This is a genomic window from Kineosporiaceae bacterium (assembly GCA_016713225.1).
GTDB lineage: Bacteria > Actinomycetota > Actinomycetes > Actinomycetales > Kineosporiaceae > JADJPO01.
This window is the reverse complement of sequence record JADJPO010000003.1, coordinates 587,939-602,934: the sequence shown is the minus strand read 5'-3', so window position 1 is coordinate 602,934 and position 14,996 is coordinate 587,939. Positions and strand designations below refer to the sequence as shown.

General features: G+C 71.0%; 14 protein-coding genes. 1 reads left to right on the top strand and 13 read right to left on the bottom strand.

The window, feature by feature from the left end:
- Nucleotides 1-133: 133 nt before the first annotated feature.
- Genes pyrF through pyrR form a run of 8 tightly spaced genes read right to left on the bottom strand, consistent with a single transcriptional unit; the run spans nucleotide 134 to nucleotide 10,232 of the window.
- On the bottom strand, nucleotides 134-991 hold the full coding sequence (gene pyrF / locus IPK24_13785; protein ID MBK8076596.1) for an orotidine-5'-phosphate decarboxylase: 858 nt from the start codon (nucleotides 989-991) through the stop codon (nucleotides 134-136).
- Nucleotides 984-1,982 (bottom strand): dihydroorotate dehydrogenase, encoded by a 999-nt coding sequence (locus IPK24_13780; GenBank protein ID MBK8076595.1) that lies wholly within the window; start codon nucleotides 1,980-1,982, stop codon nucleotides 984-986. The genes pyrF and IPK24_13780 overlap by 8 nt, the downstream gene beginning before the upstream one ends.
- Entirely contained in the window at nucleotides 1,979-2,833 is an 855-nt protein-coding gene (locus IPK24_13775) for a dihydroorotate dehydrogenase electron transfer subunit (protein ID MBK8076594.1), read from the bottom strand. Before IPK24_13775 ends, IPK24_13780 begins: the two co-directional genes overlap by 4 nt.
- Nucleotides 2,830-6,165, bottom strand: coding sequence for a carbamoyl-phosphate synthase large subunit (carB, locus tag IPK24_13770; protein ID MBK8076593.1), 3,336 nt, complete (start codon nucleotides 6,163-6,165; stop codon nucleotides 2,830-2,832). The genes IPK24_13775 and carB overlap by 4 nt, the downstream gene beginning before the upstream one ends.
- Nucleotides 6,165-7,313 (bottom strand): glutamine-hydrolyzing carbamoyl-phosphate synthase small subunit, encoded by a 1,149-nt coding sequence (carA, locus tag IPK24_13765; GenBank protein MBK8076592.1) that lies wholly within the window; start codon nucleotides 7,311-7,313, stop codon nucleotides 6,165-6,167. The genes carB and carA overlap by 1 nt, the downstream gene beginning before the upstream one ends.
- A gap of 5 nt (nucleotides 7,314-7,318) precedes the next feature.
- The gene (locus IPK24_13760) at nucleotides 7,319-8,707 is read right to left on the bottom strand and encodes a dihydroorotase (GenBank protein MBK8076591.1); all 1,389 of its coding nucleotides are present in this window, start codon (nucleotides 8,705-8,707) and stop codon (nucleotides 7,319-7,321) included.
- A complete protein-coding gene (locus tag IPK24_13755; GenBank protein MBK8076590.1) occupies nucleotides 8,704-9,675 on the bottom strand; it encodes an aspartate carbamoyltransferase catalytic subunit in 972 nt (323 codons plus the stop codon). The genes IPK24_13760 and IPK24_13755 overlap by 4 nt, the downstream gene beginning before the upstream one ends.
- Nucleotides 9,672-10,232 (bottom strand): bifunctional pyr operon transcriptional regulator/uracil phosphoribosyltransferase PyrR, encoded by a 561-nt coding sequence (pyrR, locus tag IPK24_13750; protein MBK8076589.1) that lies wholly within the window; start codon nucleotides 10,230-10,232, stop codon nucleotides 9,672-9,674. The genes IPK24_13755 and pyrR overlap by 4 nt, the downstream gene beginning before the upstream one ends.
- Nucleotides 10,233-10,513: 281 nt before the next feature.
- Between pyrR and IPK24_13745 the strand changes: the two genes are divergently transcribed.
- Nucleotides 10,514-11,011 carry a transcriptional regulator gene (locus tag IPK24_13745; GenBank protein MBK8076588.1) on the top strand — a complete coding sequence of 166 codons (498 nt, stop codon included), beginning with the start codon at nucleotides 10,514-10,516 and terminating at the stop codon, nucleotides 11,009-11,011.
- 68 nt (nucleotides 11,012-11,079) lie between these two features.
- Here IPK24_13745 and nusB read toward each other — a convergent pair whose 3' ends face one another.
- Genes nusB through aroC form a run of 5 tightly spaced genes read right to left on the bottom strand, consistent with a single transcriptional unit; the run spans nucleotide 11,080 to nucleotide 14,954 of the window.
- Nucleotides 11,080-11,478, bottom strand: a complete 399-nt coding sequence (nusB, locus tag IPK24_13740) for a transcription antitermination factor NusB (GenBank protein ID MBK8076587.1) — start codon at nucleotides 11,476-11,478, stop codon at nucleotides 11,080-11,082.
- Nucleotides 11,479-11,482: 4 nt separating this feature from the next.
- Nucleotides 11,483-12,043: an elongation factor P gene (gene efp, locus IPK24_13735; protein ID MBK8076586.1), complete on the bottom strand. Its 561-nt coding sequence runs from the start codon at nucleotides 12,041-12,043 to the stop codon at nucleotides 11,483-11,485.
- A 42-nt stretch (nucleotides 12,044-12,085) separates the two neighbouring features.
- Entirely contained in the window at nucleotides 12,086-13,174 is a 1,089-nt protein-coding gene (locus IPK24_13730; protein ID MBK8076585.1) for a 3-dehydroquinate synthase, read from the bottom strand.
- Nucleotides 13,175-13,179: 5 nt separating this feature from the next.
- The gene (locus IPK24_13725) at nucleotides 13,180-13,758 is read right to left on the bottom strand and encodes a shikimate kinase (GenBank protein MBK8076584.1); all 579 of its coding nucleotides are present in this window, start codon (nucleotides 13,756-13,758) and stop codon (nucleotides 13,180-13,182) included.
- Complete coding sequence (aroC, locus tag IPK24_13720; GenBank protein MBK8076583.1) at nucleotides 13,755-14,954, bottom strand: chorismate synthase; 1,200 nt, start codon at nucleotides 14,952-14,954, stop codon at nucleotides 13,755-13,757. Before aroC ends, IPK24_13725 begins: the two co-directional genes overlap by 4 nt.
- Between the last annotated feature and the right edge of the window lie 42 nt (nucleotides 14,955-14,996).

The window sequence follows — 14,996 nt, the reverse complement described above, 5'->3', positions numbered from 1 at the left end:
GCCCACAGACGTGCGAGGTTGCTCGGCCGCCGAAGCCCCACCCACCTCGGTGATCATGCAATCAGTGCACGTTTTGTGCACGGATTGCATGATCACGAGGGGTTTGGGGATCAATTGCATGATCACCAAGGGGTTAGCGCAGGGCGGTGGTGACCTCGTGCAGGGTCGTGGTGGCGGCCTCACGCAGGCCGTCGATGCTCGGACCACCTCGCAGAACCTCGCGGCTGGAGCTGGGCAGCACGGTGGACAGCGATGTCCCGAAGACCTGGCGCAGCTCGGCCGGACCGGCCCCCTGTGCCCCGATTCCCGGCGCCAGGAACGGGCCGTTGACGGCGCTCAGGTCATGGGCCGCGCCCGCCCCACCCACGGTGGCCCCGACCACGACGCCGACCGAGCCCATCGGTGCGATGCCGGCGTTCTCGGCAGCGACCGCGTCCAGCATGGTCTGGGCGACCGTACGGCCGTCGACCCCCCGGGCGTGCTGCACCTGCGGACCCTCCGGGTTGGAGGTCAACGCGAGCACGAAGACCCCGCGTCCGGTGGCGGCGGCCAGGTCGAGCACCGGCCGCAACGACTCGAAGCCGAGGTAGGCCGAGACCGTCACGGCGTCGGCGGCCAGCGGCGAGGCGTCACCGACGAAGGCATCCGCATAGGCGGCCATCGTCGAGCCGATGTCACCGCGCTTGGCGTCGGCGATCATCAGCGCACCTGCCGACATCCCCTCGGCCAGAACGCGTTCCAGCACCGCCACGCCTCGAGAACCGTGCCGCTCGAAGAACGCGCACTGTGGCTTGAGTACCGCCACCCGATCGGCCAGAGCCTCGACGACGGTCATCGAGAACCGCTCCAGACCGGCGATGTCGTCGTTGAGCCCCCACTGCGCGAGCAGCCCGGGGTGGGGGTCGATCCCCACACACAGCGGGCCCCGGCCGGCCATGGCGTTGGCCAGGCGCGCACCGAACGGCTCGCGCCCATCGATCAGCTCAGACATGGGCCCTCCCGATGACGTCCGTGAAGCGGCTGAACCCTCGCTCCGCCAGGGCCGTCCGCAACTCCCCCACCACCCGCTCCGGCGCCGAGGGATCGTTGAAGGTCGCCGTGCCCACCTGAACCGCGCACGCCCCCGCCGCGACCAGCTGCAGCGCATCCAGCCCGGTGCGCACTCCCCCGATACCGACGATCGGCGCCGGACGCAGCGCCCCGGCTCGCATGGCCGCGTGCACCTGATAGATGCAGCGGACGGCGATCGGGCGGATCGCCGGACCGGACAGGCCCCCGGTGATCCCGGCCAGCACCGGACGCAACGTGTCGGTGTCGATCACCATGCCGAGCGTGGTGTTGATCATCGCCAGGCCGTCGGCGCCGGCGTCCAGACAGGCCTTGGCGATGGCGACGATGTCGGTGACGTCCGGCGACAGCTTGGCCAGCACCGGCACCCGGCCGGCCACCACCTGCACCACCCCGGAGACCACCTCGGTACTCGACCCCGGGTCGCAGGCGAAGACCAACCCCCGGTTGGCCACGTTCGGGCAGGAGATGTTGACCTCGATGGCGCTGACGCCGCCGTCCGGGCCGAGATCGGCCAGCCGCGCGGCGAGCTCGACGAACTCGGCGGCGTCCCCCCCGGCGATCGAGACCACGGCCCGCGCCTTCTGCTCCCGCAGCCACGGCAGGTCCTTGTCGAGGAAGGCCTCGATACCCGGTCCCTGCAGCCCGATGCTGTTGAGCATGCCGGACGGCGTCTCGGCCATGCGCGGCGTCGCCCGCCCGGGTCGGGCCGCCCGGGCGATGGACTTGGTGACCACCGCCCCGAGCCCGGCGACGTCCAGGAAGGGCTCCAACTCGCGCCCCGCCGCGGAGCATCCGCTGGCGGTCAGCACCGGGTTGGGAAGCTCCAGCGAACCGATGTGGGTGGACAGGTCGACATCGCTCACCTCGACGTGCGCCAGCTGACGCTCCACGTGGCGCTCCACGGCGGTCATCGGCCGGCCCCCTCGAGCCCGGGGATCTGATCCCAGACGATGGCCGCGGCGTCGAAGGTCGGCCCCTCGGTGCAGGTTCGCGTGTTGCGCACCTCACCGTCCGCGCCGCGGATCGGCAACACACAGGTCATGCAGACCCCCACTCCACAGGCCATCGACTCCTCGACGGCGCACCAGGTCGGCGAGCCCTGGGCCGCTGCCACCTGGCTCACGGCCCGCAACATCACCATCGGCCCGCAGGCGTACACCTCCGCCGGCTGCGCGCCCCCGGTGGCAGCGGACGCGGCCGCCAGTGCGGCCGGCACCGCGTCGGTGACCCGACCCGGCAGGCCCGCGCTGCCGTCGTCCGTCGTGACGTGGACCCCGGCGCCCAGCGCACGTGCCTGCTCGACCCCCGCCAGCCGGCCCTCGGTGGCCGCGCCGAGCACCAATTGCACCGAGGCGGCCGGACGACCCCGGCGGATCAGCTCCTCGGCGAACCACAACAGTGGCGCCGCCCCGTAGCCCCCACCGACCAGAACGACCCCGGCCCGCGGTGGAACGGGCGGGAACGGGCCACCGAGCGGACCGACCAGGTCGAGTGTGGCGCCCGGTGTGCGTTCGGTGAGCCAGGTGCTGCCCGCCCCGCGCGCTGCGATCAGCAACTCGACCGCTCCGTCGCGCACCCCGGCGATCGAGAAGCAGCGGCGCAGCAGCATGGCGCTGGTGGCACCGCCGACGCTCAAGGCCACGAACTGACCGGGCTGAGCCTTGCGCGCCACGTCCGCAGCGTCGAGCGCCAGCCGGAAGTAGGCGCCCTCAGGCTGTACCGAACGCAGTCGGACCTCCTGCTGGACCGGACGTTCCATCACGACTGGGCTCCCTTCTCGACCTCGGCCACCTGCAACGACCGCCCCTTGGCGAGAACCGCGGCGTGCTCCTGCAGCGAGGCCACGTGCACCTCACCGTCCCGGTCGACCTCGATCGCCTGCACCGCGGCCGCCAGTTGTTGCACGGTGGTGATGATCGGTTTGTCCATCGACGTGGTGGCCGAACGGATCTCGTACCCGTCGTGGCGGGCCGCGGGCCCGCTCGGGGTGTTGACCACCATGTCGATCTCGTCGGCGTTGATCAGGTCGACGATGGTCGGCTCACCGTTGGGCCCCGGCCCCGAGCTGTGCTTGCGCACCACCTCGCAGGCGATCCCGTTGCGGCGGAACACGTTCGCGGTGCCCTCGGTGGCCAACAGCCGGAATCCCAGCTCCACCAGGCGTTTCACCGGGAAGATGATGGCCCGCTTGTCGATGTCCGAGACCGAGACGAAGACCGTGCCGCTGGTGGACAGACCCCCGTAGGCGGCCTTCTGTGACTTGGCGAAGGCCCGCGGGAAGTCGGGGGCGATGCCCATCACCTCACCGGTGGAACGCATCTCGGGCCCGAGCAGGGTGTCGACCACCTTGCCCTCGGTGGTGCGGAACCGCTTGAACGGCAGCACCGCCTCCTTCACCGAGACCGGCGCGCCGTCCGGCAGGGTGCCACCGTCGCCGTACAGCGGCAGCATGCCCTCGGCCCGCAAGTCGGCGATCGTCGAGCCCAGCATGATCCGCGCCGCGGCCTTGGCCAGTGCCACCCCGGTGGCCTTGGACACGAACGGCGCCGTCCGGCTGGCTCGCGGGTTGGCCTCCAGGACGTAGAGCACCCCACCGGCCAGGGCGAACTGCACGTTGAGCAGGCCGAGCACCCCGATGCCGTCGGCGATCGCCTCGGTGGCCAGGCGCACCCGGTCCATCTCGGCCACGCCGAGGGTTGCCGGCGGCAACACACACGCCGAGTCGCCGGAGTGGATGCCGGCCTCCTCGATGTGCTCCATGATCGCCCCGAGGTAGAGCTCGTGCCCGTCGTAGAGCGCATCGACGTCGATCTCGATGGCATCACCCAGGAACCGGTCGACCAGCACCGGGTGCTCCGGGCTCACCTGGGTGGCCCGGCCGATGTAGTCCTCGAGCATCTCCTCGTCGAAGACGATCTCCATGCCGCGCCCGCCGAGCACGTACGAGGGCCGCACCAACACCGGGTACCCCACCTGATCGGCCACCGCCTTGGCCTCGACGAAGCTGGACGCCATGCCGTGTTCGGGGGCGCGCAGCTTGGCCCGGGCCAGCAACCGGCCGAACGCGCCGCGCTCCTCGGCCCGGTGGATCGCCTCGGGCGAGGTGCCCACGATCGGCACCCCGTTGGCCTCCAGCCGGGCCGCCAGCCCCAGCGGGGTCTGCCCGCCCAGTTGCACGATCACCCCGACCAGCTCACCGCTGCGTTGCTCGGTGTGCACCACCTCGAGCACGTCCTCGAGGGTCAGCGGTTCGAAGTACAGCCGGTCGGAGGTGTCGTAGTCGGTCGAGACCGTCTCGGGGTTGCAGTTGACCATCACGGTCTCGAACCCCGCGTCGCGCAACGCGAACGAGGCGTGCACGCAGGAGTAGTCGAACTCGACCCCCTGCCCGATCCGGTTCGGTCCCGACCCCAGGATGATCACCTTGCGGCGTCCCGACGGCGCGACCTCGTCCTCGTCGTCGTAGCTCGAGTAGTGATACGGCGTGGACGCCGCGAACTCGGCCGCGCAGGTGTCGACGGTCTTGTAGACCGGTCGCACCCCCAGGGCCTGCCGGACGCCGCGGACGACGTCCTCGCTCATCCCCCGCAGCGACCCGATCTGCGCGTCGGAGAAGCCGTGCCGTTTGGCTTCGCGAATCACCTCGGCGCTCAGGGGCTCGGCGGCCTTGACCATCGCCGCGGTCTCGTCGATCAACACCAACTGGTCGAGGAACCACGGGTCGATGTCGGTCAGCTCGTGCAGCTGCTCGACACTGGCGCCACCGCGAATCGCCTGCTGCACCTGCACCAGCCGGCTCTCGGTCGGGATGCGCACCGCCTGCAGCAGGGCCTCGAGCTCGGCTCCGGACGGCGCCGGCCCGTTCCAGTGGAAGCTCGCGTCGCGTTTCTCCAACGAACGCAAGGCCTTCTGCAGCGCCTCGGTGAAGCACCGCCCGATCGCCATCGCCTCGCCGACGCTCTTCATGGTGGTGGTCAGCGTCGGGTCGGCCGAGGTGAACTTCTCGAAGGCGAACCGGGGCGCCTTGACCACGACGTAGTCGAGCGTGGGCTCGAAGCTGGCGGGAGTCTTCTCGGTAATGTCGTTCGGGATCTCGTCGAGGGTGTACCCCACGGCGAGCCGGGCTGCGATCTTCGCGATCGGGAAACCCGTTGCCTTGGAGGCCAGAGCGGACGACCGCGACACCCGAGGGTTCATCTCGATGACGACCACACGGCCGTCGTCCGGGTTGACCGCGAATTGGATGTTGCACCCGCCGGTGTCGACGCCGACCTCGCGGATCACGGCGATGCCGATGTCGCGCAGCCGCTGGTACTCGCGGTCGGTCAGCGTCAGTGCGGGCGCCACGGTGATCGAGTCACCGGTGTGCACGCCCATCGGGTCGAGGTTCTCGATCGAGCAGACCACCACGACGTTGTCGTTGCGGTCGCGCATCAGCTCGAGCTCGTACTCCTTCCAGCCGAGGATCGACTCCTCGAGCAGCACCTCGGTGGTGGGTGAGTACTGCAACCCGGTGCCGGCGATCCGCTCCAGCTCCTCGGGGGTGCGCGCGATGCCCGAACCCAAGCCGCCCATGGTGAACGAGGGCCGCACCACAACCGGGTACCCGAGCTCGGCCACCGCCTCGTGGCACTCGGCCATCGAGTGACAGATCCGCGACTTCGCCACCTCGGCGCCACACCGCTCGACCACGCCCTTGAACTGCTGGCGGTCCTCACCGGCCTCGATGGCCGACACGCTGGCGCCGATCAGCTCGACGTCGTAACGCTCCAGCACCCCTGCGGCGTGCAGGTCCATCGCGGCGTTCAGCGCGGTCTGCCCGCCCAGGGTGGGCAGCAGCGCGTCGGGCCGTTCCTTGGCGATGATCGCCTCGATCACCTCGCGGGTGATCGGCTCGACGTAGGTGGCGTCGGCGAACTCGGGGTCGGTCATGATCGTGGCGGGGTTGGAGTTGACCAGGATGACGCGCAGCCCCTCGGCGCGCAGCACCCGGCACGCCTGGGTTCCGGAGTAGTCGAACTCGCAGGCCTGGCCGATCACGATCGGACCCGAGCCGATCACCAGGACGCTGTTCAGATCGGTGCGCCTGGGCATCAGCGAGTTGCTCCCGTCATCAGATCCGCGAATCGGTCGAACAGGTAGGCGGAGTCGTGCGGACCGGCCGCCGCCTCGGGGTGGTACTGCACCGAGAAGGCCGGCACGTCGAGGCAGCGCAGCCCTTCGACCACGCCGTCGTTCAGCCCGACGTGGCTCACCTCGGCGGCCCCGAACGGGGTCTCGAACGGGGCGTCCAGGGGGGCGTCCACAGCGAAGCCGTGGTTGTGTGCGGTGACCTCGACCCGCCCGGTGGCCCGGTCCATCACCGGCTGGTTGATGCCCCGGTGGCCATAGCCCAGCTTGTAGGTGCCGCGCCCGAGCGCCCGGCCGAGCATCTGGTTGCCGAAGCAGATGCCGAAGAACGGGATCCTGCGGCCCAGCACCTCACCCAGCAGGGCCACCGGCCCGACCGAGGCCGCCGGGTCGCCGGGTCCGTTGCTGAAGAACACCCCGTCCGGCTGGACGGGGAGCACGTCCTCGATGGTCGAGGTGGCGGGGAGAACGTGCACCTCGATGCCCCGTTCGGACATCAGGCGCGGCGTCATCGCCTTGATACCCAGGTCGAGCGCCGCCACCACCAGCCGTCTGGTGCCCTGCGCCGCCACGACATACGGCTCGCAAGTGCTCACCTCACCGGCCAGGTCGGCACCGGCCATCGGCGGTGCGGCCATCACCCGGGCCACCAGACCGGCGGCCTGGGCGGGATCGCGCAGGCCCGGATCGCCCAGCGCATCGCCCGAGAAGATCCCGGCTCGCATGGCCCCTCGTTCTCGCAGGTGCCGGGTGACCGCACGGGTGTCGATCCCGCTGATGCCGACCACCCCGGCAGCTGCCAGGTCATCCCCCAGCTCGCGGCGCGAGCGCCAGTTGGACGCCCGGCGAGCGGGGTCACGCACGACGTAGCCCGCGACCCAGACCCGGCTGGACTCGCCGTCCTCGTCGTTCATGCCCGTGTTGCCGATGTGCGGCGCCGTCATGACCACGATCTGCCGGTGATACGACGGATCGGTCAGCGTCTCCTGGTAGCCACTCATGCCCGTGGCGAACACCGCTTCGCCCAACGTGGAACCCGTTGCGCCGTAAGCGTTCCCGATCCAGGTCCGGCCGTCCTCGAGCACCAGGACGGCCCGGCCACCGTTCGCCACGGCGCTCACGCCCCCACCTCCACGTCGTCACGGCACGGTTGCGGCCGGCCGTCGAGCACCGTCGCTCGCCCTCGGTAGAAGGTCGCCACCACGCGCCCGGGCAGCTCCCGGCCACGCCAGGGACTGTTGCGTCCGCTCGTCGCCATCGCCTCGGGATCGACCACGGTGCGCGCCGCCGGATCGACCAGGGTCAGGTGGGCCGGCTCACCCACGGCGAGCGGGCGGCCCTGGGTGGTCAGCGAGCCGATCCGTGCCGGCACGGCCGACATCCGGTGCGCCACACCGGCCCAGTCCAGCAACCCGGTGTCGACCATGGTGTGCTGCACCACCGAGAGCGCCGTCTCGAGCCCGGTCATGCCCATCGCGGCCACGGCCCACTCGCAGTCCTTGTCCTCGACCGGGTGCGGCGCGTGGTCGGTGGCCACGATGTCGATCGTGCCGTCGGCCAGGCCCTCACGCACCGCCTCGACGTCGGCCCGGGTCCGCAGCGGCGGGTTCACCTTGAACACCGGGTCGTAGCTGCACACCTCGACGTCGGTGAGCATCAGGTGATGCGGGGTGACCTCGGCGGTCACCGCGATCCCCCGTTGCTTGGCCCAGCGCACGATCTCGACCGACCCTGCCGTCGAGACGTGGCAGATGTGCAACCGCGAGCCGACGTGCCCGGCCAGCAGCACGTCGCGGGCGATGATCGCCTCCTCGGCGACCGCCGGCCAGCCGCGCAAACCCAGCCGGGCCGAGATCTCCCCCTCGTGCATCTGGGCGTCCTCGGTCAGCCGCGGTTCCTGGGCGTGCTGGGCGACCACGCCGTCGAAGGCCTTGACGTACTCCAGGGCGCGGCGCATCAGCACCGCGTCGCTGACGCACTTGCCGTCGTCGGAGAACACCCGCACCGCGGCAGCCGAGTCGGCCATCGCCCCGAGTTCGGCCAGCCGCTCGCCGTTCAGCCCCACCGTGACCGCACCGACCGGCCGGACGTCGACCCAGCCCGCTCGTCGGCCCAGGCTCCAGACCTGCTCCACCACGCCGGCGGTGTCGGCCACCGGCGAGGTGTTGGCCATCGCGTGCACTGCGGTGAACCCGCCACGGGCCGCGGCCAGGGTGCCCGAGGCCACCGTCTCGGCGTCCTCGCGACCCGGTTCGCGCAGGTGGGTGTGCAGGTCGACCAAGCCGGGCAGCGCGACCAGGCCGGCGCCGTCCACCCGCACCACGTCCCGCGCCCTGTCCCGCGCCCCATCCCGCGCCCTGTCCGATGCGAGGTCCGGGCCGAGCGCGGTCACGTCGAGGCCGGCCCCCATCGCGGCGATCACGCCGTCGCGCAGCAGGAGGTCGACCGGTTCACCCCCCAGCGGTCGAACAGCAGTGATCAGATAGCTGGAGCTGGTGGGGCTCACGAGTCGTTCCCTCCGGACAGGAGCAGGTAGAGCACGGCCATGCGGACGGCGACACCGTTGGCCACCTGCTCGACGATGGTCGAGCGCGGTGAGTCGGCGGCGGCAGCGGAGATCTCCAGCCCGCGGTTCATCGGGCCGGGGTGCATCACGATGGTGTGGCCGGGCAACCGGGCCAGGCGCACGGCGTCCAGGCCGTAGCGGCGCGAGTACTCCCGGGCCGAGGGGAAGAACGCGGCGTTCATCCGCTCGGCCTGAACCCGCAACATCATCACGGCGTCCAGGTCACCGATCGACCTGCCGGCCAGCGTGGCGTCCAGGTCGTAGGAGACCTCGACCGGCCAGGCCTCGACACCCACCGGCAACAACGTCGGCGGGGCCACCAGCACCACCCGGGCACCCAGGGTGTGCAGCAGCAGCACGTTCGAACGGGCCACCCGGCTGTGCAGCACATCGCCCACGATGGCCACGGTGCGTCCGGCGAGATCGGCCCCGACCCGGTCGGAGCCCACCAGGTGTCGGCGCAGCGTGAAGGCGTCCAGCAGGGCCTGGGTGGGGTGCTCGTGGGTCCCGTCGCCGGCGTTGATCACCGCGCCGCGCACCCATTGCGCCTGGGCGAGCCGGTGCGGGGCACCCGAGGCCGAGTGCCGGATCACCACCGCGTCGGCGCCCATGGCCTGCAACGTCAACGCGGTGTCCTTCAGGCTCTCGCCCTTGGACACGCTGGATCCCTTGGCCGAGAAGTTGATCACGTCCGCGGACAACCGCTTGGCCGCCGCCTCGAACGAGATCCGGGTGCGCGTCGAATCCTCGTAGAACAGATTCACCACGGTGCGCCCGCGCAGGGTGGGCAGCTTCTTGATCTCGCGCTGCTGGGTCGCCACCATCTGCTCGGCGGTGTCCAGCACCTGCACGGCATCGGCCAGATCCAGATCGGCCGCGCTCAGCAGGTGGGAGAAGCCGCGGCTCATCGCTCGCCCGCCGCGAGCTGCTCGATGGCGACCTCGTCGCGGCCGTCGATCTCGGCCAGGCTCACCTGCACCCGTTCGGCCAGGGAGGTGGGCAGGTTCTTGCCCACGTGATCGGCCCGGATCGGCAGCTCCCGATGCCCCCGGTCGACCAGCACCGCCAACCGGACGGCGCGCGGGCGGCCCAGGTCCGACAGCGCGTCGAGCGCGGCCCGGATGGTGCGCCCGGAGAACAGCACGTCGTCCACCAGCACCACCACCCGGTCGTCGATGCCGCCCTCGGGCACCGCGGTGGCCCCCAACGGGCGCATCGGGTGCTGGCGCAGATCGTCGCGATACATGGTCACGTCGAGGCACCCGTGCGGAATCGGATGCCCCTCGATCTCGCCGAGCCGGCGGGCCAGGCGTTGGCCGAGGGTCACACCGCGGGTGGGGATCCCGAGAACGACGAGCCGGTCCGAGCCCTTGTTCTGCTCGAGGACCTCATGGGCGATGCGAGTGAGTGCCCGGGCCACATCGGCCGATTCGAGCACGGTGCGCGCGCTGACCACGCGAACCATCCCTTCCCCGCCTCACCGGACGGGCTTAAAGGAACTGGTGATGACGCCTGCGAGGCTACCAGCGGCTCGTCAGCGCCATGCCGGAACCGTGGTGACCACCGGCCCCGGGAGCGGTGAGCTGTGCCACCTGCAGCCGTCACCGCACCGTCAGGTGCCATTCACCCGTTCGGCGACCGCATTTCCGGCAAAAGCGCCCGTTCAGCGCACCTGCTCGAGATTCAATGCGTGAGATTCGGCGATCCCGCTTGACGGGGACGATAACTCTCCGTGACCATCACCGCATGGCCTCCGATTACGCACGGGCACTGGGTGCCCGCCTCCGCGCCATCCGTACCCAGCAAGGTTTGTCCCTGCACGGTGTCGAGGAGAAGTCCGAGGGCCGCTGGAAAGCGGTCGTCGTCGGCTCCTACGAGCGCGGTGACCGAGCCGTGACCGTCCAGCGACTCGCTGAGCTGGCGGACTTCTACGGCGTCCCCGTCCAAGCCCTGCTGCCCGATGCGGCACCGACCGGCAGCAGCGAACCGCCGCCGAAGTTGGTGCTCGACCTCGAGCGGCTCCAGTCGGTGCCGGCCGAGAAAGCCGGCCCGCTCGCGCGCTATGCGGCGACGATCCAGGGTCAGCGCGGTGACTACAACGGCAAGGTGCTCTCGATCCGCACCGACGATCTGCGCACGCTGGCCGTCATCTACGACGTGCCGCCGGCCGTGCTCGCCGAGCAGCTGATCGCCTGGGGCGTGCTCAACGCCGACGCCCGGCGTGCGGTGGCCGCCGAGGAGTGACCCACGGTGAGGGCGGTCTCGGGCGCGATTGTCACAGCCCGTGCCGCCCTCACGGTTGGGGGCCTGGTTCAGGCTCCCGCCTTCACATCCAGCAACCGAGCCAGCAGCCCGTTGACGAAGGACGGCGAGTCGTCCGTCGACAGTTCCGTCGCCAGCCGAACGGCCTCGTCGATGGCGACCGCATCGGGCACCTCGTCGTTGTAGAGCAGTTCCCACGCCCCGATCCGCAGGATCGCGCGGTCCACGGCGGGCATCCGATCGAGCGTCCAGCCCACGGCGTAGGTCGACAGCAGCTCGTCGATCCGGGCCGACCGGGCCAGCACTCCCTCCACGATCTGCGCCGTGTAGCCGGCCGGCGCCGTCGCCGCGGAACGCTCGGCCGTCAGGGACGCCACGGACGTGCCCCGGACATCGGCCTCGAACAGGACGTCCAGAGCGCGTTTGCGCGCCTTGCCCCGGGCGCTCACCGGGTCAGCTGACCCGACCGAGGTAATCCCCGGTGCGGGTGTCGACCTTGACCTTGGTGCCGGTCTCGAGAAACAGGGGAACGGCGATCTCGTAGCCGGTCTCGACCGTGGCGGGCTTGGTGCCACCGGTCGAACGATCGCCCTGCAGGCCGGGCTCGGTGTAGGTGATCTCGAGCACCACGGAGGTCGGCAGCTCGACGTAGAGCGGGGTGCCCTCGTGGACGGCGACCATCGCCTCCTGGTTCTCCAGCAGGAAGTTCGCGGCGTCCCCGACCGTGGCCGCACCGATGTGCAACTGGTCGTAGGTCGAGGAGTCCATGAAGACGAAGTCCTCGCCGTCCTTGTACAGGTACTGCATGTCCCGCTTGTCGACGGTGGCCGTCTCGACCTTGGTGCCGGCGTTGAAGGTTCGGTCCACGACCTTGCCGGACAGCACGTTCTTCAACTTGGTGCGCACGAAGGCGCCACCCTTGCCGGGCTTGACGTGCTGGAACTCCACCACGGCCCACAACTGGCCGTCGATGTTGAGCACCAAGCCGTTCTTCAGGTCGTTCGTTGTTGCCACTGTCGCTGCCTTCGTCGAATCGGAATCGGCCGGCCGCCCATGCTACCGGGCGCGCACCTGCTCATAGACCTGCGCGAGCAGCTCCTCGGTGGGGCCGACCAGCCGGCCCGGGCGCGCCACGTCGTCCAGCACCACGAACCGCAGCGTGCTGCCGCGCGTCTTCTTGTCCCGGCCCATCAGGGTCACCAGGTCCCCCCAGCCGGCGTCCCCGGCGTAGCCGGTCGGCAACCCCAACGAGGTCAACACCTCCCGGTGGCGCGTGACCAGCTCGGGCGAGGTGCGCTCCACCAACCGGCCCAGCTCGGCGGCGAACATCATGCCGACCGCCACGGCCTCGCCGTGACGCCAGGTGTAGGCCGAGGCCTGCTCGATGGCATGGCCGAAGGTGTGCCCGTAGTTCAGGATCTCGCGCAGCGAGGACTCCTTGAGGTCCTGGGTGACCACATCGGCCTTCACCGCGATGGCGCGGTGAACCAACTCGGCGAGCACCTCGCCGTCGACGGCCAGCGCGGCCTGCGGGTCGGTCTCGATCAGACGCAGGATCGCGGGGTCGGCGATGAACCCGGCCTTCACCACCTCGGCCATGCCCGCCACGAGATCGGCGCGCGGCAGCGTGAGCAGGGTGTCGAGGTCGCACAACACCCCGCCGGGAGGATGGAAGGCCCCGACCAGGTTCTTGCCCTCGGCGGTGTTGATGCCGGTCTTGCCGCCCACCGCGGCGTCCACCATGCCGAGCAGGGTGGTCGGCACGTGCACCACGCGGACGCCGCGCAGCCAGGTGGCCGCGACGAATCCGCTCAGGTCGGTCACCGCTCCCCCGCCGACGGCCACGATGGCGTCGGAGCGGGTGAACGAGGCCTGGCCCAGGAGCGCCCAGCAGTCGGTGAGCACCTGGGCCGTCTTGGCCTGCTCGGCATCGGGCAACCGGTGAGCGATGACCTCGTGACTGGCCTGGCGCAGTTGATCGACGGCGCGGTCGGCCGTGGCCGACACGGCCTCCGCCGAGAGCACCATCACCCGTTGCGCCCCGGCCACCAGAGCGGGCAACTGGTCCAGCAGGTCGTGGCCGACGACCACGTCGTAGGCACCTGCCTCGGCCGGCTCCCCCGGAAAGCCGCCCCCGACCCGGATTCGCTTCACGTCGTCCTCTCCTCCAACTGTGCGTCGATCAGATCGGTGACCTGTTCGATGGTGAACCCATCCGTACTGATCACGAGGGTGGCCAGGTCGCGGCACTGCGCGCGGCGCTGGTCCGCCAACCGCTGCCAGGTGGCCCGAGGGCTACCCAAGCCGGCCGGCACGGCCTGGGTCTGCCAGCCGAGACGTCGCGCAGCATCCGGCAGCAGCACGTCGAGGAACACCAGCGCCACCCCAGCCGCCGTGGTCCCTCGCAGGGCGGCAGCCACCTGCTCGTGCTCGAGTGCTCCGCCGCCGACGACGACCACGGCCGGCGATCCGGGCACCGCGCCGGCCCTCAGGTCGGCCAATGCTGCGAGCACCACGGCCCGCTCGGCCTCACGAAACGCCGCCTCGCCCCCGCTCACGAAGAGGTCGGCGACCTCGGCGCCGAGCAGCCGTTCGGCGTCCCGGTCGCTGTCGCGCACGAGGAGCCCGTGCCGTTGCGCGAGCAGCCGCGCCACCGAGGACGCCCCCGATCCGGGCAATCCCGTCAGCACCACGCCGCGCGGGAGCGCGGCATCACTCGACCCGCTCACGCGTGCTGCGGACGCAGTAGCTCGGGCAACGACTCGAGGTAACCACGCACGTTTCGGGCCGTCTCGGCCACCGAGTCACCGCCGAACTTCTCCACCACGGCATCGGCCAGGACCAGCGCGACCATGGCCTGGGCCACCACGCCCGCGGCGGGGACGGCACACACGTCGGAGCGTTGATTGATCGCGATGGCCGCCTCGCCGGTGGTGACGTCCACGGTGTCCAGGGCGCGGGGCACCGTCGAGATCGGCTTCATCGCCGCCCGGACCCGCAACGGGTCACCGGTCGACATGCCGCCCTCGATGCCCCCGGCCCGCCCGGTGCGCCGCACCAGACCCACCCCGTTGCGCTCGATCTCGTCGTGAGCGACCGAGCCGCGCCGCGACGCCGTCAGGAAGCCGTCGCCGACCTCGACCCCCTTGATCGCCTGAATGCCCATCAGGGCGCCCGCCAGCCGGGCATCGAGCCGGCGGTCCCAGTGCACATGGCTGCCCAGGCCCGGGGGCAGACCGTAGGCGAGCACCTCGACCACACCACCGAGAGTGTCACCGGCCTTACGGCAGGCGTCGACCTCGGCGACCATGGCGGCGCTGGTGGCAGCGTGCGCGCACCGCATCGGGTCGGCGTCCAGCGCTGCGGTGTCGGCCGGTACCGGCCACGGGGCATCCTGCGGAACGGCGACCGGGCCGATCCCGACGGTGTGCGAGACCAACGTGATGCCTGCGGCCTGGGCCAGGAACGCCTCTGCCACGGCACCGAGCGCGACCCGGGTGGCGGTCTCGCGGGCCGAGGCGCGTTCGAGGATCGGCCGGGCGTCGTCGAAGCCGTACTTCTGCATGCCGACCAGGTCGGCGTGGCCCGGGCGGGGCCGGGTGAGCGGTGCGTTGCGCGCCTGCGCGGCGAGCAGGTCGTCGTCCACCGGGTCGGCCGCCATCACGGTCTGCCACTTGGGCCACTCGGTGTTGCCCACCTCGATGGCCAGTGGCCCACCCTGGCTCACCCCGTGGCGCAACCCGCCCAGCACGCGGACGGCGTCCGCCTCGAAGGCCATCCGCGCGCCGCGGCCGTAGCCCAGGCGGCGGCGCTGCAGCGCAGCGTCGATGTCGCCGGTGGTGACGTGAACTCCGGCGGGAAGGCCCTCGAGCACCCCGATCAGGGCAGGTCCGTGGGACTCACCCGCGGTCAACCAGCGCAGCATGGCTCGATCCTGCCATGTCGCGCAGCTCGATCCGGTGCCTAC

What these genes read in the sequence shown, in the direction of transcription:
- pyrF (MBK8076596.1), bottom strand. Translation starts at nt 991, where the DNA reads ATGTCTGAGCTGATCGATGGGCGCGAGCCGTTCGGTGCGCGCCTGGCC.
- IPK24_13780 (MBK8076595.1), bottom strand. Translation starts at nt 1,982, where the DNA reads ATGACCGCCGTGGAGCGCCACGTGGAGCGTCAGCTGGCGCACGTCGAG.
- carB (MBK8076593.1), bottom strand. Translation starts at nt 6,165, where the DNA reads ATGCCCAGGCGCACCGATCTGAACAGCGTCCTGGTGATCGGCTCGGGT.
- IPK24_13755 (MBK8076590.1), bottom strand. Translation starts at nt 9,675, where the DNA reads ATGAGCCGCGGCTTCTCCCACCTGCTGAGCGCGGCCGATCTGGATCTG.
- pyrR (MBK8076589.1), bottom strand. Translation starts at nt 10,232, where the DNA reads ATGGTTCGCGTGGTCAGCGCGCGCACCGTGCTCGAATCGGCCGATGTG.
- IPK24_13745 (MBK8076588.1), top strand. Translation starts at nt 10,514, where the DNA reads ATGGCCTCCGATTACGCACGGGCACTGGGTGCCCGCCTCCGCGCCATC.
- aroC (MBK8076583.1), bottom strand. Translation starts at nt 14,954, where the DNA reads ATGCTGCGCTGGTTGACCGCGGGTGAGTCCCACGGACCTGCCCTGATC.